The sequence below is a fragment of the Flavobacterium sp. KBS0721 genome, assembly GCF_002007065.3.
Lineage (GTDB): Bacteria > Bacteroidota > Bacteroidia > Flavobacteriales > Flavobacteriaceae > Flavobacterium > Flavobacterium piscis.
The window spans coordinates 2411925-2432464 of the sequence record NZ_CP042170.1; the positions used below are offsets into that span (position 1 = coordinate 2411925).

At 33.5% G+C, this 20540-nt stretch carries 23 protein-coding genes; 11 read left to right on the plus strand and 12 right to left on the minus strand.

Annotated features, from left to right (window positions below; genetic code table 11):
* Positions 1-270: 270 nt before the first annotated feature.
* The 9 genes from B0M43_RS10610 to trmD form a co-directional block, all read right to left on the minus strand.
* Entirely contained in the window at positions 271-933 is a 663-nt protein-coding gene (locus tag B0M43_RS10610) for a thiamine diphosphokinase (RefSeq protein WP_078008382.1), read from the minus strand.
* A 331-nt stretch (positions 934-1264) separates the two neighbouring features.
* The gene (locus B0M43_RS10615) at positions 1265-1720 is read right to left on the minus strand and encodes a RidA family protein (protein ID WP_078008381.1); all 456 of its coding nucleotides are present in this window, start codon (positions 1718-1720) and stop codon (positions 1265-1267) included.
* A 201-nt stretch (positions 1721-1921) separates the two neighbouring features.
* On the minus strand, positions 1922-2362 hold the full coding sequence (locus B0M43_RS10620) for a DinB family protein (RefSeq protein WP_078008380.1): 441 nt from the start codon (positions 2360-2362) through the stop codon (positions 1922-1924).
* Complete coding sequence (locus B0M43_RS10625; protein WP_078008379.1) at positions 2352-2849, minus strand: GyrI-like domain-containing protein; 498 nt, start codon at positions 2847-2849, stop codon at positions 2352-2354. The genes B0M43_RS10620 and B0M43_RS10625 overlap by 11 nt, the downstream gene beginning before the upstream one ends.
* A gap of 8 nt (positions 2850-2857) precedes the next feature.
* Positions 2858-3679, minus strand: coding sequence for a DUF4249 domain-containing protein (locus B0M43_RS10630; RefSeq protein ID WP_078008378.1), 822 nt, complete (start codon positions 3677-3679; stop codon positions 2858-2860).
* A 37-nt stretch (positions 3680-3716) separates the two neighbouring features.
* Positions 3717-6098 carry a TonB-dependent receptor gene (locus tag B0M43_RS10635; RefSeq protein WP_078008377.1) on the minus strand — a complete coding sequence of 794 codons (2382 nt, stop codon included), beginning with the start codon at positions 6096-6098 and terminating at the stop codon, positions 3717-3719.
* Between the two features lie 280 nt (positions 6099-6378).
* A complete protein-coding gene (locus tag B0M43_RS10640) occupies positions 6379-8601 on the minus strand; it encodes an NADP-dependent isocitrate dehydrogenase (protein WP_078008376.1) in 2223 nt (740 codons plus the stop codon).
* Positions 8602-8884: 283 nt separating this feature from the next.
* Positions 8885-9235: a 50S ribosomal protein L19 gene (gene rplS, locus B0M43_RS10645; RefSeq protein WP_055098496.1), complete on the minus strand. Its 351-nt coding sequence runs from the start codon at positions 9233-9235 to the stop codon at positions 8885-8887.
* A gap of 222 nt (positions 9236-9457) precedes the next feature.
* A complete protein-coding gene (gene trmD, locus B0M43_RS10650; protein WP_065448186.1) occupies positions 9458-10135 on the minus strand; it encodes a tRNA (guanosine(37)-N1)-methyltransferase TrmD in 678 nt (225 codons plus the stop codon).
* A 260-nt stretch (positions 10136-10395) separates the two neighbouring features.
* Between trmD and B0M43_RS10655 the strand changes: the two genes are divergently transcribed.
* The 10 genes from B0M43_RS10655 to B0M43_RS10700 all read left to right on the plus strand — a co-directional run bounded on the left by B0M43_RS10655 (position 10396) and on the right by B0M43_RS10700 (position 17508).
* Complete coding sequence (locus tag B0M43_RS10655) at positions 10396-10728, plus strand: hypothetical protein (RefSeq protein ID WP_243397498.1); 333 nt, start codon at positions 10396-10398, stop codon at positions 10726-10728.
* A 118-nt stretch (positions 10729-10846) separates the two neighbouring features.
* Positions 10847-11299, plus strand: a complete 453-nt coding sequence (locus B0M43_RS10660) for a nuclear transport factor 2 family protein (protein ID WP_078008375.1) — start codon at positions 10847-10849, stop codon at positions 11297-11299.
* Positions 11300-11571: 272 nt separating this feature from the next.
* Positions 11572-12033, plus strand: coding sequence for an IS200/IS605 family transposase (gene tnpA, locus B0M43_RS10665; protein ID WP_078008374.1), 462 nt, complete (start codon positions 11572-11574; stop codon positions 12031-12033).
* Positions 12034-12068: 35 nt separating this feature from the next.
* Positions 12069-12974, plus strand: a complete 906-nt coding sequence (locus tag B0M43_RS10670; RefSeq protein WP_078008373.1) for a Zn-dependent protease — start codon at positions 12069-12071, stop codon at positions 12972-12974.
* A gap of 7 nt (positions 12975-12981) precedes the next feature.
* Positions 12982-13518, plus strand: coding sequence for an NADPH-dependent FMN reductase (locus B0M43_RS10675; RefSeq protein WP_078008372.1), 537 nt, complete (start codon positions 12982-12984; stop codon positions 13516-13518).
* A 45-nt stretch (positions 13519-13563) separates the two neighbouring features.
* Positions 13564-14427, plus strand: coding sequence for a sugar phosphate isomerase/epimerase (locus B0M43_RS10680; RefSeq protein ID WP_078008371.1), 864 nt, complete (start codon positions 13564-13566; stop codon positions 14425-14427).
* Positions 14428-14476: 49 nt separating this feature from the next.
* On the plus strand, positions 14477-14827 hold the full coding sequence (locus tag B0M43_RS10685) for a cupin domain-containing protein (protein ID WP_078008370.1): 351 nt from the start codon (positions 14477-14479) through the stop codon (positions 14825-14827).
* A 141-nt stretch (positions 14828-14968) separates the two neighbouring features.
* Entirely contained in the window at positions 14969-16105 is a 1137-nt protein-coding gene (locus B0M43_RS10690) for an MFS transporter (RefSeq protein WP_246860220.1), read from the plus strand.
* Between the two features lie 59 nt (positions 16106-16164).
* Complete coding sequence (locus B0M43_RS10695; protein WP_078008368.1) at positions 16165-17097, plus strand: peptidylprolyl isomerase; 933 nt, start codon at positions 16165-16167, stop codon at positions 17095-17097.
* 96 nt (positions 17098-17193) lie between these two features.
* Complete coding sequence (locus B0M43_RS10700; protein WP_065448194.1) at positions 17194-17508, plus strand: cytochrome C; 315 nt, start codon at positions 17194-17196, stop codon at positions 17506-17508.
* Positions 17509-17622: 114 nt separating this feature from the next.
* Here B0M43_RS10700 and B0M43_RS10705 read toward each other — a convergent pair whose 3' ends face one another.
* From B0M43_RS10705 to B0M43_RS10715, 3 genes are all read right to left on the minus strand, one after another.
* Complete coding sequence (locus B0M43_RS10705; protein WP_065448195.1) at positions 17623-18018, minus strand: GreA/GreB family elongation factor; 396 nt, start codon at positions 18016-18018, stop codon at positions 17623-17625.
* A gap of 431 nt (positions 18019-18449) precedes the next feature.
* Positions 18450-19004: a thioredoxin family protein gene (locus tag B0M43_RS10710; RefSeq protein WP_078008367.1), complete on the minus strand. Its 555-nt coding sequence runs from the start codon at positions 19002-19004 to the stop codon at positions 18450-18452.
* 130 nt (positions 19005-19134) lie between these two features.
* On the minus strand, positions 19135-20028 hold the full coding sequence (locus B0M43_RS10715) for an alpha/beta fold hydrolase (RefSeq protein WP_078008459.1): 894 nt from the start codon (positions 20026-20028) through the stop codon (positions 19135-19137).
* Between the two features lie 135 nt (positions 20029-20163).
* Between B0M43_RS10715 and B0M43_RS10720 the strand changes: the two genes are divergently transcribed.
* Entirely contained in the window at positions 20164-20499 is a 336-nt protein-coding gene (locus tag B0M43_RS10720; RefSeq protein WP_078008366.1) for a tRNA-binding protein, read from the plus strand.
* The last annotated feature ends 41 nt before the right edge of the window (positions 20500-20540 follow it).

A 20540-nucleotide genomic window follows, 5' to 3' on the forward strand; every position in this document is an offset into this window, starting at 1 on the left:
AGTCATTCCTTTCTTAGTGTCTGTGTGTTTAAAATTCCAATTTTTGAAATTCCAAATTCCAATTAGGAAAACCCAAATTCCAAATTGAATTTAAACGCATAGAAACATAGATTTTCTGTTGTTATTTTTTAGGATACAAAAAAAGCTCGCTTTCTCACATAGCTTGCTATTGTGAATTAAAGTTAGAGTGAAACGACTTTTTTATAGATTTTAAACTATGTTTCTATGTGTTTAAATGAAATTTTTGAGCCTTTTATTCGAATGAAATAATTAATCCATACACTCCATTAACAACAAATCACCATCGGTATGGGTGATGCTGATCAAACCATCCTGAAGAACAGAATTGCTGCTGCCTGTTCGATAACCAATTGTTAAGGTATCGTTTTTTAGAGGATATAATAAATTGGTAGAATTAATTCCGTTTACAACTCCAATTGGGATCAATGAAATAGGCGTTTTTGCCGTATACCATTTCTCGAATTTACTAGGCAATAAGAATATTTTTGAATGATCGTCGAGTATCACAATTTTAAGCAAATTGCGGTAACGAACAATATTGGTAAGGTTTGTAATGGTGTGATCAGCACGTTTTCCCGTTGCCCAAACTACGTTTACAGCAGGAATTTTTCTGGCGATAAGGTAATCAAATGCTTTTTCTAAATCGGTTTTATCCTGATCCGGAGTATGTACAATTTCGATAGGATATTGTGATGTTTTATATATTTCGGGATCAAAGCCATGATCGAAATCACCCAAAAGCACATCGACTTTTATGCCTAAATCAATCACTCTTTCGATGGCAGAATCGAGCACGATAACCAGTGGCGACCATTCGAGCAATTGCCCTAATAATTCAGGATTACATGCTGCTCCGTTGGCAATAATTAAGGCAGGTTCCTGGTCGTCGCGTACGATATGGTGTGAAGACATTTAGTTTTTGATTTGAAATGTGGTGCAAATGTACGAAAGGAAAGGATTTTAGAGGTTAGATTTTAGATTTTAGATTTTTTTATCGTTGTGATGTTTTGTTTTACCATTAAGATATTAAGAAAGTTAAGTTGGCGGGCTGAATATTTTAATGGTTAATTTTTTTTGCCACAGATTATTAAGATTAAAAAGATTCTCAATGTTCTTTTACCATTAAGATATTAAGAAAGTTAAGTTTTACCTTCTTAATCTAACTTAATGCCTTAATGGTTAATTTTTTTGCATTTAAGGTATTTTAGCTTAATTGTCTTAATATCTTAATGGTGAAAAAAAATTACTTTGCTTTAAAAGCGATAGCATCAACTTCGATTAGCATCCCGTCTATAGCTAGTTTGGGAACGGGAATTAGGGTACTTGCCGGAAATGGTTTGTTTTTCCAGACTTTTCTAATTTCTTCGTTCCATATTTTTAATTTTTCGGGTGAATGATCTACGATTAGAATGGTAATTTTCATGATGTTCTCCGGTTTGAGATTATAATTATCTAAAACGGTTACGATGTTTTTTAGTGTCACTTGTGTTTGCTCTCTAAAATCCTTGCTTAAGGTATGTTCTTTTCCTAAACCTCCGCTTTGCCCGGAAATATAAACAAATTCTCCAGGTGTTGAAACGGATGATGCGTGACTGAAGCCATAAGGAGTTGGGTCGAATAACGGTTCAGGATTTTTGAAAGTTTGTGCTTTTGTGGTAATTGCACCAAGAAAAAATAGTGTAAACAGTAAATGTTTCATGTTTTTGAAATTTTGAATTAATTATTTGCAAATTTTGCTTAATTCTAGTTCCTAAACCTTTACATATGTTGAGGGGTTTTTAGTTTTCAGTCTCAGTCTCAGTCTCAGTCTCAGTTTACAGTTTACAGTTTACAGTCTCAGTGTTTAGCGCAAACTGTAAACTGTAAACTGCGACTGCGACTGAATACTGAATACTGTAAACTAAAGCAACCTTCGGTGGTAATTGATTTGTCCTAAATGATAAGCCAAGTGTGTAGAGAGATGAACCAAAAAGAAACCTGTTGTCATTTCTTTCTCGAATACAATTTGCGGGTAAATAGCTTCAAGATCATCTTCTGTTAAAGTATCGAAAGCATTATTTACTACTATAATAGTATCTTCTATTTTGGTTATAAGTTCTGATTTTGGAATGTTTTTTAAAGAAAACTCCAGAGGACGATTTCTGACATAAGCTGTTTTGCCAATTTCAGCTCCGATATAAGTATTGATGTTTCCGATAAGATGTAAACAGAGATTTCCTGCTGAATTGGAAATGTTTTTGTCAATTGCCCAAATCTGATTTTCGTTTTGATAGGATTCAATTTCAACTTTTAATTTGTTGAGATCACGATTGAAAAGGGATTTTAGGGTTTCAATTAGCATGACTTTGAATTTTAGATGTTATCGGAATCCAGATTTCTTCTTCAGAATCCGGATCTTCTTTTTTGTATTGGTCGCCCATTACGGCAAAATGAGGTCTTTCGTCTACTGTATATTCTGAATTTGGAAGCCACTCTACAAAAATAGAGTGATAGGTTTTATGTCCTTCGCTTTGCGGGCCTTTATGTACAAAAACAGCGTATAATCCGGTTGGAATTATTAAGGTTTCCATTTCTGAAGGAATTGTTTCAAAATCAGAAACTTCAACTGCTGCCCATTTCTGAAAGCTATTATTAGGATCAAAATTATCAAAATGACCATTAGGAAAAACTTCAAGCGAATATAAATTGGAATCAATTGAGTTCTTGATTTCTTTTCGTTTTGGCATGAAGGAACTCCATAATTGAAACGTTTTATTTTCGATAAACGACATGTCAATGTGTTTACCAATTAGTTTTTTCTCGGATAAAATTTCAATTCTGGCTTCCATTTTATTAATTATTGAATTTTATATTTTTTTATGTCGATTTCGCTAAGTGAAAAATAGCCCAACGGATAATTGGCTTTATCTGTACTATTGATGATGTTTCCTTTTACGGTTGCTGGTGGTGTCTGAAAAGGTCCGCCAACATTACTTCCGGCAATGCTCACCAAAATACTCATATAGTTATAATATTGTTTTGAAATTCCGTAATGAGTCATTTCGATTTCATCTCCTGCTTTTAAATCTTCGTCATCTGATGAACTGAAAAATTCATTTCCCTGAAAAAACTTGTCCTCACTAACATAATAAGTCGATGTAACTTTGTTCGAATATACATATTTAAACAAATAAAAATTATCTGCATCGGCAGGATCATTAAAGAAAGCTTTGGTTTCGATATCCTTTCCTGTAAAACCACCTTCGTTATTTTGTTCTATTCTGGTAATGGGCGCAACTGATTTCATTGTTTCGGTTGCTGTATAAGTCGTGCCGCTACTGATTACGGTTAAAGTATAATTCTCGTTGATTACCGGAATAAAGTTTGTGCACACATATCTACCTGTTTTATTGACTTCATAAAAGTTGAACAGGTCGTTTTTGCTATTCTTGATAAAAATAGTTGCGCCGGAAACTGTTGGAATTACGTTTTCGAAATAGCCCGTTGTGGTTGATAATTTTACCGTTTGCTGTCTTCCTGTTGTTCCTTTTTGCCAGTTGATGGCCGCTTCGATTACTAATTTTGGAGGGGCAGTATCGAGATCAACATCAACAACTTCCTCGCAACTTGCGAAGAAAATCGAAATAAAAAGTGCTAGTAATAATGTTGCTTTTTTCATGATATATCTTTTCTTTTCCTTTTACAGAAAATGGTTTTTAAAATTTAAAATTATAACTAACAGCAGGAACAATCCCAAAAATAGAGGTTTGTACGGCTTCATTAGCTCCGGTATCTACATTTTGGCGAAAGTTGATTGACGCGGCATTATGACGGTTGTATAGATTATAAATGCTAAAAACCCATTCGCCTTTCCAGTTTCGGTCTTTATTTTTTCTTGGTGTCAAAGTTGCCGAAACATCTAAATGGTGATAAGCGGGCAAACGATTTTCATTTCTTTGTCCGTAACTAGGAATCGTAATTCCTAAATATTCGTATTGACCATTTGGATACGAAACTGGCTGACCGGATTGCAAAGCAAAGTTAGCGCCAAATGACCATTTTTCGTTTAATGTATAAGCCGATGTCACTGCTAAATTGTGTGTTTTGTCGTAAGCAGAATTGTACCATTGTCCATTGTTGATTCCGGTTTCTTCAGGAGTTCTTCCCGGAGTTTGTTGTTGCGATTTTGATAGTGTATAGGAAATCCATCCATTTAGTTTGCCTTCGTTTTTCTTTACCATAAATTCTACTCCATAAGAGCGCATTCTTCCGTTAAGGATTACTTGTTCGATGGCATCATTGGCAATCAAATCGGCACCATCGATATAATCCAGTCTGTTTTGAATTTTCTTGTAATAGGTTTCAACTTCTAAAGAATAGGCACCATCATTTATATTTCTAAAATAACCCAACGCAACCTGATCTGCAATTTGTGGTTTGATGTAATTATCACTTGGCATCCAGACATCAAGCGGAGTAGGCGATGAGGTATTCGAGATCAATTGAAGATATTGCGCCATTCTGTTGTAACTTGCTTTTATGGATTGGTCATCGTTTAATTGATAAGAAGCAGAGAAGCGTGGTTCTAAATTGTTGTAACTCTGAATTTGCTTGTTTTTGCCAAAATACTGAGTGGATGTTGGTGTCGCTTTTTCATAAATCTGCATATTAGTATTGAAAATAACGGGTTCATTATTATCGTAATAATTGATTGTCGAAGCCCCTAAACGATAAAACAGACTATAGCGTAATCCGTAAGAAATTGTAATTTTTTTCGAAAGCTGATTTTCTGCTTCAATATAAACAGAGGGTTCAAAAGCATATTTTTTATCTAACTGATCCGGATTAATTCCTGAAGCATCATTACTCGGTTTAATTGTTCCGGGATTGAATTCATAGTAAATTCCGTTTACACCATAGTTTAGTTTAAATTTATCAGAGATGTAATTCTTGAAATCGTACTTAATATTATAATTTTTAATTCCCGAATCCCATTTAAAACCTACAAAATCCAAATCAAGACCATAATAGTAATCGCTGTAAATCAAAGATAAATTCGCAAATAATTTATCCGAATATAAATGATTCCAGCGGAGGTTTAAAGTGGCGTTTCCGTACGTATTGGTAAAACTTTTATTCAGGCTAAAAACGTCACGGCCAAAATAACCGGATAAATATAAACTGTTATTATCGTTTAATTTATAACTCAATTTTGTGTTTAAATCATAAAAATAAGCCGAGTTGTCTTTTTGATCTTCGGATAATTTTAAAAATAAATGCGCATACGAAGCTCTTCCGCCAATTAAAAAAGATCCTTTGTCTTTTACAATGGGACCTTCTGCCAAAATTCTACTCGAAATTAAACCGATTCCTCCATTTACATGAAATTCCTTACTGTTTCCATCCTTTTGATAAATATCCAGAACAGAAGAAGCTCTTCCGCCATAGCGAGCAGGGATTCCGCCTTTATATAGCTTTAAATCTTTGATGGCATCAGGATTAAAAACAGAGAAAAACCCGAACACGTGAGAAGAGTTAAAAATTGTAGCCTCGTCTAATAAAATCAAATTCTGATCAGCGCCCCCACCGCGTACATTAAATCCCGAAGCACCTTCGCCAGCATTGGTAACACCCGGCAGCAGTAAAATCGATTTTAGAACATCGACTTCACCCATTACAACAGGCATTTTTTTTATAGTGGCAATAGAAAGTTTATTGGCACTCATTTCTGGCGTTTTGATATTGATTTTACCTCTGTTGTCTTTTATTACGACTTCCTGAAGTTCTTCGCCACTTTCATGAACCGCAAAATTATTTTTAGTATTTTGATTTAAAGTAATTGTTTTTTGAATGGTTTGATAGCCAACGTAACTAATCTCGATTTCATGTTCGCCTTTTGGAACAGTAAGCGAATAGAAACCATATTCATTAGTTGTAGTTCCAATTTTTAAAACAGGGATATAAACATTCACTCCAATTAAAGTTTCGTTATTTTTAAAGTCAGTGATCGTTCCGCTTAAAGTAAATTTTTCCTGAGAAAATGAAGTAAAAGTCGTTATAAGGAGGATAAAAATAAGGCCAATTTTTTTTGAAATCATTGTCTTGTGTTTGAAGCACATAGTTAATAATTCTTACTAAATATTGGGGTACAACTTTTGTTAAACATTAGTTAAGAATATTTCTTTTTTGCAGGTTTTCAACGCTTTATTGTTTTTCAATATAAAAAACACTTTGCAGTCGATTTTAGCAAAAATAAGATGGAAGTTGAAAAATATTCATATGCTTGGCAATTATTCAAAAAAAAAGACAACCGTTTAAAGTTGTCTTTTTTTCTATTTATAAAAGAGATGCACTATTGTACTCTCATTTTGTATTCTATTATTTTATTTCTGCAATAATTGCATTGAATGTTGCGCTAGGGCGCATTGCTTTGCTCACTAACTCAGGAGTTGGCTGGTAGTAACCACCAAGAGTTTGAGGTTTTCCTTGTGCACCAATTAATTCAGCATCGATTTTAGTTTCGTTAGCTTCAAATTGAGCAGCAATAGGAGTAAAGATCGCTTTTAATTCAGCATCTTTATTTTGAGCTGCTAATGCTTGTGCCCAGTAATAAGCAAGGTAAAAATGAGAACCACGGTTGTCAATTTGTCCTACTTTACGAGCTGGAGATTTATCATTGGCTAAGAATTTGTCGTTAGCTTCGTCAAGAGTTTCAGATAAGACAATGGCTTTAGAATTGTCTAAAGTTTGTCCTAAATGCTCTAAAGATGCACCAAGAGCTAAAAATTCTCCTAATGAATCCCAACGTAAGTAACCTTCTTCAGTAAATTGCTCAACGTGTTTAGGAGCAGAACCTCCGGCACCAGTTTCGAACAATCCACCACCATTCATTAAAGGAACGATAGATAACATTTTAGCTGAAGTTCCTAATTCTAAAATTGGGAATAAATCAGTTAAGTAATCACGTAAAACGTTTCCTGTTACAGAGATGGTATCTAATCCTTTGATGATTCTGTCTAAAGTAAATTCAGTTGCAGCAATCGGATTTAAAATACGGATATCTAAGTTTACAGTATTGTGATCTTTTAAATATTTTTGAACTTTTGCAATCAATTCTCTGTCATGTGCTCTGTTTTCGTCTAACCAGAAAACAGCAGGAGTATCAGATAAACGAGCTCTGTTTACAGCCAGTTTAACCCAGTCCTGAATAGGAGCGTCTTTTGCCTGACACATTCTGAAAATGTCATTAGCTTCAACGTTTTGCTCCATTAAAACAGTTCCTTTATTGTCTACTACTCGAACAACGCCGTCTCCTTTTATTTGGAAAGTTTTGTCGTGAGATCCGTATTCTTCCGCTTTTTGAGCCATTAAACCTACGTTAGGAACGCTTCCCATTGTTTTAGGATCAAAAGCACCGTGTTTTTTACAGAAATCGATAGTTGCAGTATAAATTCCGGAATAAGCGCGATCTGGAATAACAGCAAGTGTATCTTGTTGCTTACCATTTTTATTGTACATCTGTCCCGAAGTACGGATCATTGCCGGCATAGAAGCATCAACAATAACATCAGACGGAACGTGTAAGTTTGTAATTCCTTTATCAGAATTTACCATTGCAAGAGCTGGTCCGTTTTCGATAGCTTTTGTGATGTCAGCTTCTACTTCGGCTTGTTCAGGTCTTCCTGCAATTTTTGCATAGATATCACCTAAACCATTTCTTGTGTCAATGTTTAATTCAGCAAATAAAGTTTCATATTTTTTGAAAAGATCAGCAAAATATACTTCAACGATAGCGCCAAAGATAATTGGATCTGAAACTTTCATCATAGTAGCTTTTAAATGCACAGAAAGTAAGATACCTTCTTTTTTTGCATCTGCAATCGCATCTGCAACAAAGCTTTTTAAAGCTTTTAAGTGCAATACAGAACTGTCGATTATTTCACCGGCTTTAAGAGGTGTACTTGCTTTAAGGACAGTTGTTGTACCGTCTTTTGCAACAAATTCGATTTTTACATCATTGGCTTCTGCAACAGTAAGTGATTTTTCACTTCCGTAGAAATCACCATCAGGCATAGAAGCAACTTTGGTTTTTGAATCAGCAGACCAAGCACCCATTGAGTGTGGATTTGCTTTTGCAAAATTCTTAACTGCTCTTGGAGCTCTACGATCAGAGTTACCTTCACGTAAAACAGGATTTACAGCAGAACCTAAAACTTTAGCATATTTAGCTTTGATTTCTTTTTCAGCATCATTTTGAGGATCTTCCGGAAAATCAGGGATTTTATAACCGTGAGATTGTAATTCAGCAATTGCCGCTTTTAATTGAGGTACTGATGCAGAAATGTTTGGTAATTTGATGATGTTAGCTTCAGGTTGTGTCGCTAGCTGACCCAATTCTGCCAAAGCATCTCCGGTTTTTTGAGCATCTGTTAAAACTTCAGGAAAATTAGATAAAATTCTACCTGCCAAAGAGATGTCTCTTGTTTCAATTGCGATACCAGCAGTAGCAGTAAATGCTTGAACAATAGGTAAAAAAGAATAAGTCGCTAACAATGGCGCCTCATCAGTCAAGGTGTAATAAATTTTTGAATTCTGTGTCATTTTTTTTTTTTTTTTTTTATAATCGTATCGCCAAGGGGAGCGATGTAAAAGGTATATTCGGCTCAGAATGAGCGGAGCAAATATAATAAAAACAGTCCGAAAACGGTGTAGTTTTCCTGAGAAATACCGAAATTATCAGATTGTTATTTCGAGGTCGTTAAATTGTCAAATCGATTATTTTGCTATTAAAAAATTACAGTTTTGACATTGTAGAAAATTAGGCACAAAAAAAACTCGTTTCAAATGATATGAAACGAGTTTTTTATAACAAATAGATAAATGATTATCTTCTTTTATCTTTAATCTTAGCTTTTTTACCAGTAAGTTCTCTGAAGTAGAAAATTCTAGCTCTACGAACAGCTCCTTTTTTGTTGATTTCAATTTTCTGTAAAGCTGGTAAGTTTACTGGGAAGATACGCTCAACTCCAATAGCTCCAGACATTTTACGGATAGTAAAAGTTTCTGTGTTACCAGAACCTCTTCTTTGAATAACAACTCCTTTAAAAAACTGAGTTCTTGTTTTTTCACCCTCTTTAATTTCGTAGTAAACTGTGATAGTATCTCCAGCTCCGAAAACAGGGAAATCTTTTTTAGCAACTAATTCGGTTTGAACGAATTTCATTAAATCTGCCATGATATCTTGTAATTATGGTTTTTTATATAGAGCAACATTCACGGATCTCGCCAGAGGTTAGTCTAATTCGGGTGCAAATGTAGAAAATAATTATGAATTATAAATTATGAATTGTGAATTATTTTAACTTGCTGGTAAAAAGAATGTTAGTCGCAGTTTTCAGTCGCAGTCTCAGTATTAGCCGCAATCAAATTCACTGAAAACTGAGACTGCGACTGAAAACTATTCCTGAAGCAAATCCGGTCTTCTGTTCTTCGTATGTTCGTACGCCATATCTTCACGCCATTTGTCAATTTTGGCAAAATGTCCGCTGGTTAAAACCTCAGGAACTTTCCATCCTTTATAATCTGCCGGTCTTGTATAAATAGGTCCTGAAAGTAAATTATCCTGAAAACTATCAGTCAATGCCGAAGTTTCATCGCTTAAAACACCAGGAATTAATCTTATTAAAGCATCAGATAAAACCAGGGCGCCTAATTCTCCTCCTGACAAAACATAATCTCCAATTGATATTTCTTTGGTAATAAAATGATCACGTACACGCTGATCTACACCTTTATAATGTCCGCATAAAATGATAATGTTTTCATACATAGACATGGTATTGGCCATTTTCTGGTTCAGCGTTTCACCGTCAGGTGACATATATATGATTTCGTCGTATTCACGTTCGCTTTTTAAATGTGTAATGCAGGCATCAATTGGCTGAACTGTCATTACCATTCCTGCGCCTCCTCCAAACGGATAATCATCGACACTTTTTTGTTTGTTGGTAGTATAATCACGTAAGTTATGAAAGTGTACTTCGACCAAACCTTTGTCTATGGCACGTTTCATAATCGAAGCCTCAAACGGACTTCTTAATAATTCAGGCAAAATCGTTATAATGTCAATTCGCATTTTTTTTCTTCAAATAGTTCTAGGCGGCAAAGATACAAAGTTAATTTTTGGGAATTTTAAAGATTTGAAAAATGAGATTTCTGCAAACGCGATAGAAAAAGGTAAATCTATTTTTAAAATAGTGCAAAATATGGCTTAACAATTTGTTAAACAGTTAAATGTATAGTGATTATGTAAGAAGAAAGTTTTTTTGTGTAATTTTAGCATGCCTCTTTTCGTCTAATATTATACTGTAAATCATTTACCTAAAAATAATTATTATGATACGAAAGCTACTTCTGTTACTTACAATTTTAATTTTGCATTCCTGTTCGTCCTCAAAAAACGCGAATGACAAGTGGGTTGGCCAATCTAAAAAAAATCTGATAAAAAGTTGGGGAACGCCAATTAGGAGCATAGATAATGCTGAACAAGGAGAAATCCTTATTTACGGAGAACAAGTTTATGCTAATGTTAATAATCAGGAAGGTTCAAGAATAGCAGGTCCAAATCATTGGAATTACACTTATGTGTATGTAAATAAGGAAGGAAAAATTTATTCTTATAAAAAGGATAAGCAACAACATACGCCTCAGGAAATAGCTGTGAAATAATCACGTATAATTTTATTTATTTTAGAGATTGCAGTTTTATTAATGCAATCTCTATTTTTTTTATCTATATTTAAAAACATTATAAGTTGATTTATATTGATTTAAGAAAAAGTACGTGATGAAAAAAGTAATAATCCTTATTGTAGTTTTTATCATTATTTCCTGCAATAATAAAAACCAATCAAAACCAATGGATACTTCAAAAAACGAGAAATTAGTCAAACAGTATTTTGAGTATTTTAATAATCATGACTGGAAAAAGATGGCAGAAATGTATTCCGAAACTGCTGATTTTAAAGATCCTTCTTTAGGGCAGGGAATTGTAAAACAAACACGCCAGGAAATACAAAGTAAATATGCAGAATTGAATAAAGTGTTTCCTGATTTGCATGATAAAGTCGTTCAAATTTATCCATCGGGAGAAAATCATATTATTGTGGAGTTTATTTCGACAGGAACGGCGCCTGATAATTCAAAATTCGAATTGCCTATTTGTACCATATTTACAATTGAAAACGGATTAATTACCAAAGATTTTACTTATTTCGATAATTTTGAGGAAGGTGAGTAATGGATTAATGGATTTTTAATTTATGTAGTCCCTACGGGACAAATGGGTGTGGTTAAAATTTTTGCTACCAATATTTTGTTCCTAACGGAACATTTTAAAATGATGTTTTTTTGATTATAAAAGGATATTTTAAATAATAATAATTGTAGTTTTATTCTTTCATTTTTAAATATATTTGCTTTAAAAAAATCTGCCTATATTCCTTTAGGAATTAAATATTGGTAGAAAAAACAATTATAAATTTAAAAATGTCCCGTAGGGACTACACATTTATGGCAAATACATATACTCAAATACATATTCATTTTGTTTTTGCAGTAAAATTTAGACAAGCAATAATAAACAATGACTGGAAAGAGGAATTGTACAAATATATAGCTGGAATTATTAAAAATAGTAATCACAAACTTTTAGCTATCAATGGTGTTTCAGATCATGTCCATATTTTAATTGGGATACGGCCCGCTCAATCCATTTCTGATTTAATGAAAAACATTAAACAAGATTCTTCAAAATGGATCAATAAAAATAAATTTCTAAACACTCATTTTGAATGGCAGGAAGGTTATGGAGCTTTTTCATATAGCAAATCACAATTAAATGCTGTAATCAATTATATAGAGAATCAGGAAGTACAGCATAAAAAGAAAACTTTTAGAGAAGAATATCTTGACTTTCTGGAAAAATTTGAAGTGGATTATGAGGAAAAGTTTATTTTTAAAGAATTAATTTAAAATTGGTTTTTAAAAAATAAACACACCAAACATAAATGAAAAAACTAATCCTCTTCCTTCTTATTTCATTATGTTCCTGTAATAAAGAAAAAGTAAAAGAAACTAGAAAAGAGATCCCAAAAGAAATTCCAAAAGAAGCGTCTTATTTTAAACAAATCAAAAGTAATGACGTTAAGTTGAGAGAGCCGGTTTATGGCGATTGGTTGTATTCCCGCAAAGAAAAAGGACAAACTTTTGAGCAATATTTCAGATCTAAACATATTGTTCCAACAAAAGAGGCGAATATTATTTACATACGGCCTATCGGGAATTTTAATTCTTTACAAAAGAAACAGATTCAGTTGCTCAATGAATATTTGGAAATTTACTTTCAATTAAAGGCAAAAACGTTAGAGCCAATTTCTAATGATATAGTGCCAAATTCTGCCAGAAGAACAGTTTATGGTCATGAACAGTTATTGGCTGGTTACCTTTTAAATGATGTTTTAAAAGAAGAAAAACCTTTGAACAGGATTGCTTTAATGGGGCTTTCAGAACTGGATTTGTACCCTAAACCAGAATGGAATTATGTTTTTGGTTTGGCATCTTATCATGATAAAGTAGGTGTGAGTTCCATTTACAGACTGCAGGATGGCGAATTAACTGCTGAAAATTTTAATCTTTGTTTATCGAGATTGCTTAAAATAAGCTCTCATGAAATAGGGCATATGTTTGGTCTTCATCATTGTATAAATGCCAATTGTGTCATGAATGGTACCAATAGTATGGAAGAAACCGACAGGCATTCGATCAGGTTATGCTCTGTTTGTCAAAGAAAACTGAATTCCTGTATAGCATATGATAATGAAAAGAGATTAACTGATTTAGAAAAATATTTTAAAAAGAATAACTTAACCGACGAATTTGGTTTAATGAAAAAAGATCTGGAAGTTATTCGATAAATTAGAAATGAAAAAGATAAAAATAGTTGCGATAACAGGCAGCACCCGAAATAACTCAAGCAATTACAAAATTTTGAAGTTCATTTCAGAACAAATTAAAGATTTATTTGAGGTTGAAATATTTGAAAATATAGATAAACTTCCTCATTTTAATCCTGATTTAGATTCTGAAACTCCTCCGCAGGAAGTTGTTTCTTTTAGAAATAAAATTGAAAACGCTGATGGAGTTATCATTTGCACTCCGGAATATGTTTTCAGTTTGCCTGGAAGTTTAAAAAATGCTTTAGAATGGTGTGTTTCTACTACTGTGTTTTCAAATAAAAGAACAGGTTTAATTACTGCTTCGGCTTCCGGAGAAATGGGACACGAGCAACTGATTTTAATAATGAAAACGCTGGAAGCTAACCTAAAAGAGGATACTCAATTATTAATATCTGGCATTCGGGGAAAAATTAATGAAAAGGGAGAAATTACAAATGTAGAAACCAGAGCGGCGCTAAAAAATTTTATACATCATTACGAAAAACAATTTTCAGGATCTTAACAATCAATTAATTGATTAGTTTTACTTTTCATCTTTTTAAACAAAATGATCACAAGAAGAAACTTTATAATAAACACAAGTCTGGCTGCAGCAACAGTTTTGGCTTTACCATCATTAGCTTTTACTATGGATAAAAAAGAAATAGGTTTGCAATTATATACCCTGCGTGATGAACTTCCAAATGATGTAAAATCAACTTTAGAGAAAGTCGCAAAAGCGGGATATAAAACAGTCGAAACGTATGGTTTTTCTATAAAAGATCAATTTTGGGGATTATCTCCAATTGAGGTTAAAAAAATCTTAGATGCAAATAATTTGAAAGCTCCAAGCGGCCATTATAATTTAGGAAGCTTTTTGTATGATGGAAATTTAGAAGAAGTTAAAGCTGCGATTGAAGCGGCTCAAATTTTAAAAAACGAATATTTAACCGTTCCATGGGTTGATGAACCTTTTAGAAATGATTTTCACAAGATTGCTGTTCGTTTAAATGAAGCCGGAAAAATGTGCGCAGCTGCAGGTTTAAAATTAGCGTACCATAATCATGATTTTGAATTTCAGAAACACAACGGAATTACGGGATATGAAATTTTATTGAAGGAAACAGATCGTAATTTAGTTTCTTTTGAATTGGATTTATATTGGGTGGTTCGCTCAGGAAATGATCCCATTAAATTATTCAAAGAAAATCCGGGGCGTTTTAAATTGTGGCATGTAAAAGATATGGATAAAGTAAATTCTGCTTTGAATACAGAAATAGGTTCAGGATCTATTGATTTTAAAACTATTTTTAAAGAAGTAAAACAATCCGGAATGAAACATTTTTTTGTAGAACAAGAGAATAATTATAATCCAAATGCTTTTGAAGCGATCAAAACGAGCTGTGATTTTATTTTAAAAGAATTGATTTAGGTTGAAATAATTTAAAAATGTATTTTTGTAGGAATAAAATTAGAAAGACATGCAAAGTTTTGGAACAAGTAAAGAGTTTATAAAAGGAGATGAAATAGAGTGGGAAGTAGTAGGCGAAGGTATCAAACGCAAAATCCTGGCGTATGATGACAGAGTAATGCTGGTGAATGTTCATTTCGAAAAAGGCGGAGTTGGTACTTTACACGAACATTATCATACTCAGGTTACTTATGTTTCAAGCGGAAAATTTGATGTAACAATCAACGGAGTTACGCAAACCTTAAAAGAAGGCGATAGTTTTTATATTCCGCCTCATGCAATTCATGGTGTAGTTTGTTTAGAAAGCGGACTTTTGACAGATGTTTTTAGCCCGATTCGTGAAGATTTTATGCAGCCATAAGTTTTAAAAATCAATATTTTCACGGGAATAATCTTCTGGTTTCTTTCAGGATTTGAAAAATTTATAGATTTTTTAAAGTTGTGATAAAGATTAGATTGGTATTTTTGCAAAATGAATTTATCCAAAACGAATGTCTTATTTATGGCAGCTTGCACTGGACTTATAGTTGCAAATCTGTATTACTGCCAACCCTTAATTGTATTAATTGCCAACGAATTTAAAATTCCTGAAGCCAGCGCGGGAACAATAACATATCTAACTCAGGCCGGTTACGCTATCGGATTGTTTTTTATGGTTCCGTTGGGTGATAAACTGGAGCGAAAAAAGCAAATCCTGATTACCACTTTTGCCTCGGTAATTGCTTTAATTCTAGCTGCAACGGCAAAAAGTTTCTTTCTGTTGCAGGTAGCTTCTTTGTTAATCGGAATCACTTCGATTGTGCCACAGCTTATTTTACCTTTGGCTGCGTCATTAAGTGCGCCTGAACAAAGAGGTAAAGTTGTAGGAACCATCATGAGCGGATTACTTGTAGGGATTTTATTATCAAGAACTTTAAGCGGATTTATTGGTCAGGTTTTGGGCTGGAGATCGATGTTTTATATCGCATCCGGAATTTGTCTTTTGATCTTTTTTGTAATCCAGAATAAATTTCCCGTTAATAAACCTCAGTTTCAGGGAACTTACGGTCAATTAATTAAATCTCTTTTTACACTTATAAAAACAGAGCCTGTTTTGCGTGAAGCCACGATGATTAATGTGTTTAGCTTTGCTCAGTTTGGGGCATTCTGGACCACAATGGTTTTATTGCTTTCAGGAGAACCTTTTGGTTTTAATAGTGCCACAATTGGTTTGTTCGGAATTGTAGGTGCTTCAGGAGCTTTAGCAGCGCCTTTAGTGGGGAAAATGGGAGATAAAGGAGGTTCGAGAGTGGCTGTTGGCTACGGTTGTTTATTGATTTTAATTAGCTTTTTGGTTTTTTATTTTTCAATAGAAAGTGTGATCGGAATCGCGATTGGAATCGTTTTTATCGACATAGGAATTCAGGGAGTTCATATCTCAAACCAAACCCGAGTATATTCATTGCTTCCCGAAGCCAGAAACAGATTAAACACTGTATTTATGTCCTTTAGCTTTTTAGGAACAGCAGCAGGATCAGCTTACGGATTATTATTATGGAAATTGGGCGGATGGCATGCCGTAACTATTGGGTGTGTTGGCTTATCAGCTTTAGCATTTACAGTTTACGGTCTTACTTATAAATCAAAGTCTAAAAAATAGAAAGCACAAATTGATATAAAATTAATTTGTAAATTTGCATTTAAATTAAAAATAACAACATGGAAAACGGAATATACGCTAAATTCAACACTAGTAAAGGTTCGATTTTAGTAAAACTAACTCACGATTTAACACCGGGAACTGTAGGGAATTTTGTAGCTCTTGCAGAAGGAAATATGGAAAATAAAGTAAAACCTCAAGGACAAAAGTTCTATGACGGATTAACTTTTCACAGAGTAATTCCTGATTTCATGATTCAGGGTGGATGCCCAAAAGGAACTGGAACTGGAGATCCTGGATATAAATTTGATGATGAATTTCACCCAAGTTTAAAACACGATCGTCCGGGAGTTTTGGCAATGGCAAATTCAGGACCTGCAAGTAACGGTTCTCAATTTTATATCACTCACGTTCCAACTTCTTGGTTAGACGGAAAACATACTGTTTTTGGTCACGTAATCGAAGGTCAGGATATCGTTGATGCTGTAGCTCAAGGCGATGCCCTTGAAAGTGTAGAGATTATTAGAGTTGGAGAAGAAGCTGAAAAATTTAATGCTATTGAAGCTTTTGTAGGTTTAAAAGGTGCTCGTCTAAAAAGAGATGCAGCTTTAAAAGCAGAATCTGAAGCAAAAATGGAGCAATTGGCTGCCGGATTTGATAAAACAGATAGCGGTTTACGTTATAAAATGATTAATAAAGGTGAAGGTAAAAAAGCTGAAGCAGGAAAAACTGTTGCAGTTCATTACGAAGGATCTTTAGAAAACGGAAAAGTTTTTGATTCATCTTATCCACGTAAAAAACCAATCGAATTTAGATTAGGTCAGGGTCAGGTTATCGAAGGATGGGACGAAGGTATCGCTTTACTGCAAGTTGGTGATAAAGCTCGTTTTGTAATCCCGTCTGATTTAGCTTACGGTGCTGCAGGTGCAGGAGGAGTTATTCCACCAAACGCTACTTTAATTTTTGACGTTGAATTAATGGACGTAAAATAAGAAAACAACATACAATTTAGTATTGTTTTAAATAATTATCCCATAGGCTTCGGCGTATGGGATTTTTTTATATTTACTTAAAAATATAGATAAACAATGAAATTAAAAATCTTAATCCTTGCAGCTGTAACGTTACTTTTAGCTTCATGCGGAACTCAGAAGACAGCTCCAGTTGCAACGACAGAACCTGCGCTGGTATTTGATACTACAAAAGCCGTAGCATTAACTCCAGAATTAGAAGCAGGCAAAAACCTGTACGAGAATAGTTGTGCAAGATGTCATAAATTATATGACGCAAAGCAATTTAGTAAAGAAGAGTGGAAACCTATTTTGACAAGAATGCAGAAAAAAGCGAAGTTAGATGATACTCAGATAGCTTCGATTTCAAATTATATCAGCTCTCAATTGTAAGAAGTTTATAATTGTAGATTCATAAAACTATTCAGTAAATTATTTATTGGATAGTTTTTTTATTTAAGATAGAACATAAAAAAAACACCTTCACGAGTGAGGTGTTTAAAAAAATTAAGCGTTTTCTTCGGCGATATTATTAACTGCAACTATTTTTAATGTTTTTATTCCAGCAGGCAATTCCCAATCAACTTCGTCATTTTCTTTAAATCCAATAATAGCAACACTTAAAGGTGCGAGTATCGAAATTTTACTTTGTTTTAAATCTGCATATGAGGGCAAAACGATCTGAATTTTCATTTGTTTATTTGCTTTTACATCTTCGATAGTGACATAAGAATTGATTCTTACAATCGAGTTGTCTAGTTCGCTTTCTTTGCTAATTACCGCTCGGTCTAATTCTTGCGAAAGCTGATTCGCTTCTTTAGCATTTGTTGAATTTTTACTTTTTGAGATCAATTCTCTTAAAAAGTGATAATCTGTTTTGCAGAAAGTGGGTGTTGGTTTCATAACTATGTTTTATTTTATTATTATTAATTTATTTTGAATTTCAGAGTTTTGTTTAATTTCTTCTGCAGGCTTATAAATGCATAATTTTTATTTCAAAATGCGTAATGCAAATCGAAATTTTAAAAGAATGATGTTTTGGAAATTTTTGATTGAAAGAACCAAAAAATTACTTGAGAGAGTATTTACTCTTTCAAATAAAATAAATGATTAAATCGTGGTATAAATCCTCCGCCTGAAAGAAGAAATTTGAAATAGACGGAGGCCTAATTAATAAAGGCCTTACTATGACTAATAAATACAGCAGCAAGCGGTTTTCTCCTTAAAGAAAACAGCAATGTTAAGGCCGTAAATATATTTATAGTGCTCACAATGAGAATAATTAATTTTGATCTGTAAAGATAGGGAAACTTTTTGAAATAGTTATAATTGTTTTATTTCCATTTAATATTGCATCCAATACTTGGCTTTTGTGGTTCTTTTAAGCTCCTGTTATAAATGAGAGCATCAATAGCGCTTCGAAGGTCAGTTCCGCTTAACGGGATTCCGTTTCCGGGTCTTGAATCATCCAGCTGACCACGGTAAAACAATTTGTTCTGATCGTCGAATAAATAGAAATCAGGAGTGCATGCAGCATCAAAAGCTTTAGCAACTTCTTGACTTTCATCATATAAATAAGGGAAATCTATTTTATTCTGAAAAGCAAACTCAGTCATTAATTCAGGCGAATCCTGAGGATATTTTTCAACATCGTTACTGGAAATAGCTACAACACCAAGTCCTTGTACGCGATAATCATTGGCAATCATCACGATTTCGTTGATGACATGAAGTACAAACGGACAGTGGTTGCAAATAAAAATGACTAATGTTCCCTTTGATCCTTTTAAATCTTCAAATGAATATTGATTATTAGAATTAGTATCTTTTAATATAAATCCCGGAGCAATGGTGCCTAGTGGTAACATATTCGAAGGAGTTCGTGCCATTTTATACAAAAATTAGTTATTCAAAAATAACCTTAATATTCTGTAAAAGAAAGAGCATGGAAACAAAAAAAAATATCCAAAGAAGATTTTATAAAAGTTCTTTGGATATTCTTTGACTATCAATGCTGATTTACGAATTCAAAAAGTTCAGTAAATCATTATTTAATTTATCTTTATCTGTGTAAAATAATCCGTGTGGTGCGCCTTCATAAACAATATAAGTGTTTTCACGAATGGCTTTGGCTGCTTTTTTTGATGTTAGCTCAATTGGAACAATTTTGTCATCATCACCGTGAATAATTAAAGTTGGAACTTTAATAAAATCCAATTCTTCTCTAAAATCAGTATACGAAAAAGATTCAGCACATTTTAGAGTGGCACGAGGAGAAGCAAAGGAACACAATGTTCTGTAGTATTCTAATAATGGTGTGCTTAAAGGTTTGTTGATAATGTTGATTCCAAAGAAAGTTTTTCCAAAATTATCTACAAAACCAATTCTGTCTTCTTTGATGGCACTTGCTGTAGTTTCGCTTTTTTCTTTTGGATGCCCATCAGGATTATCACTTGTTTGTAATAAAAACGGAACTACCGAAGAGATTAAAGCTGCTTTTGTAACTCCTTTTCCGCCATAACGGCTAAAATAACGAACTACTTCACCTCCGCCCATTGAGAAACCTACAAGAGTTGCATTTTCTAATTTAAGCTGCTCGATAATTTCTTTTAAATCATCAGTTAACGTATCGTAATCATAACCATCATAAGGTTGAGATGATTTACCAAATCCTCTGCGATCATAAGCAATAACTCTGTAATTGTTCTGAACTAAAAAATCAATCTGATATTCCCACATTTCATTAGAAAGTGGCCAGCCGTGAATTAAAATTACAGGTTTTCCTCTTCCATAATCCTTTACATATAAACGTACATTTTTAGCAGTTTCAATGTATTTGTCTGTATTTAGTTCCTGAATATCAAAATCAAAATCTCTTAGAGATTGGTCGGCGTTAAGGAGGGTTTTTTCCATCATATATTTTTTTAGTTTGAGCTTAATAAGTGTTAAGTAAAATTAGCAGTAGTACTAAAAAAAACGGTTATAGAATTAGTAGTAATAATTACAAAATTAATAGGTTTGTAATACTGTATACTCAAAAATATAAAAATGGATTTAACCTGGAGTGAATTTGAAAGAACCGATATGCGTGTCGGAACCATTATAGAAGTAAATGATTTTCCTGAAGCAAGAAAACCGGCTTATCAGCTCACAATCGATTTTGGTGCTGAAATTGGTATTCGAAAATCATCAGCACAAATTACCAAGCGCTACCAAAAAGAAGATTTAGTCAACCGACAGATTGTGGCTGTTGTAAACTTCCCAAGAAAACAAATCGGGAAATTTATGAGCGAATGTTTGGTTCTTGGTGCTGTAGGAGAGGAGGGAGATGTAATTTTACTTGCTCCTGATTTTAAAATAGAAAACGGTCTTAGGATTGGGTAGATTAGTTTTTAGTCTCAGTCTCAGTCTCAGTCTCAGTCTCA

What these genes read in the sequence shown, in the direction of transcription:
- B0M43_RS10610 (WP_078008382.1), bottom strand. Translation starts at nt 933, where the DNA reads ATGTCTTCACACCATATCGTACGCGACGACCAGGAACCTGCCTTAATT.
- B0M43_RS10615 (WP_078008381.1), bottom strand. Translation starts at nt 1,720, where the DNA reads ATGAAACATTTACTGTTTACACTATTTTTTCTTGGTGCAATTACCACA.
- B0M43_RS10620 (WP_078008380.1), bottom strand. Translation starts at nt 2,362, where the DNA reads ATGCTAATTGAAACCCTAAAATCCCTTTTCAATCGTGATCTCAACAAA.
- B0M43_RS10625 (WP_078008379.1), bottom strand. Translation starts at nt 2,849, where the DNA reads ATGGAAGCCAGAATTGAAATTTTATCCGAGAAAAAACTAATTGGTAAA.
- B0M43_RS10630 (WP_078008378.1), bottom strand. Translation starts at nt 3,679, where the DNA reads ATGAAAAAAGCAACATTATTACTAGCACTTTTTATTTCGATTTTCTTC.
- B0M43_RS10635 (WP_078008377.1), bottom strand. Translation starts at nt 6,098, where the DNA reads ATGATTTCAAAAAAAATTGGCCTTATTTTTATCCTCCTTATAACGACT.
- B0M43_RS10640 (WP_078008376.1), bottom strand. Translation starts at nt 8,601, where the DNA reads ATGACACAGAATTCAAAAATTTATTACACCTTGACTGATGAGGCGCCA.
- rplS (WP_055098496.1), bottom strand. Translation starts at nt 9,235, where the DNA reads ATGGCAGATTTAATGAAATTCGTTCAAACCGAATTAGTTGCTAAAAAA.
- trmD (WP_065448186.1), bottom strand. Translation starts at nt 10,135, where the DNA reads ATGCGAATTGACATTATAACGATTTTGCCTGAATTATTAAGAAGTCCG.
- B0M43_RS10655 (WP_243397498.1), top strand. Translation starts at nt 10,396, where the DNA reads ATGATACGAAAGCTACTTCTGTTACTTACAATTTTAATTTTGCATTCC.
- B0M43_RS10660 (WP_078008375.1), top strand. Translation starts at nt 10,847, where the DNA reads ATGAAAAAAGTAATAATCCTTATTGTAGTTTTTATCATTATTTCCTGC.
- tnpA (WP_078008374.1), top strand. Translation starts at nt 11,572, where the DNA reads ATGGCAAATACATATACTCAAATACATATTCATTTTGTTTTTGCAGTA.
- B0M43_RS10670 (WP_078008373.1), top strand. Translation starts at nt 12,069, where the DNA reads ATGAAAAAACTAATCCTCTTCCTTCTTATTTCATTATGTTCCTGTAAT.
- B0M43_RS10675 (WP_078008372.1), top strand. Translation starts at nt 12,982, where the DNA reads ATGAAAAAGATAAAAATAGTTGCGATAACAGGCAGCACCCGAAATAAC.
- B0M43_RS10680 (WP_078008371.1), top strand. Translation starts at nt 13,564, where the DNA reads ATGATCACAAGAAGAAACTTTATAATAAACACAAGTCTGGCTGCAGCA.
- B0M43_RS10685 (WP_078008370.1), top strand. Translation starts at nt 14,477, where the DNA reads ATGCAAAGTTTTGGAACAAGTAAAGAGTTTATAAAAGGAGATGAAATA.
- B0M43_RS10690 (WP_246860220.1), top strand. Translation starts at nt 14,969, where the DNA reads ATGGCAGCTTGCACTGGACTTATAGTTGCAAATCTGTATTACTGCCAA.
- B0M43_RS10695 (WP_078008368.1), top strand. Translation starts at nt 16,165, where the DNA reads ATGGAAAACGGAATATACGCTAAATTCAACACTAGTAAAGGTTCGATT.
- B0M43_RS10700 (WP_065448194.1), top strand. Translation starts at nt 17,194, where the DNA reads ATGAAATTAAAAATCTTAATCCTTGCAGCTGTAACGTTACTTTTAGCT.
- B0M43_RS10705 (WP_065448195.1), bottom strand. Translation starts at nt 18,018, where the DNA reads ATGAAACCAACACCCACTTTCTGCAAAACAGATTATCACTTTTTAAGA.
- B0M43_RS10710 (WP_078008367.1), bottom strand. Translation starts at nt 19,004, where the DNA reads ATGGCACGAACTCCTTCGAATATGTTACCACTAGGCACCATTGCTCCG.
- B0M43_RS10715 (WP_078008459.1), bottom strand. Translation starts at nt 20,028, where the DNA reads ATGGAAAAAACCCTCCTTAACGCCGACCAATCTCTAAGAGATTTTGAT.
- B0M43_RS10720 (WP_078008366.1), top strand. Translation starts at nt 20,164, where the DNA reads ATGGATTTAACCTGGAGTGAATTTGAAAGAACCGATATGCGTGTCGGA.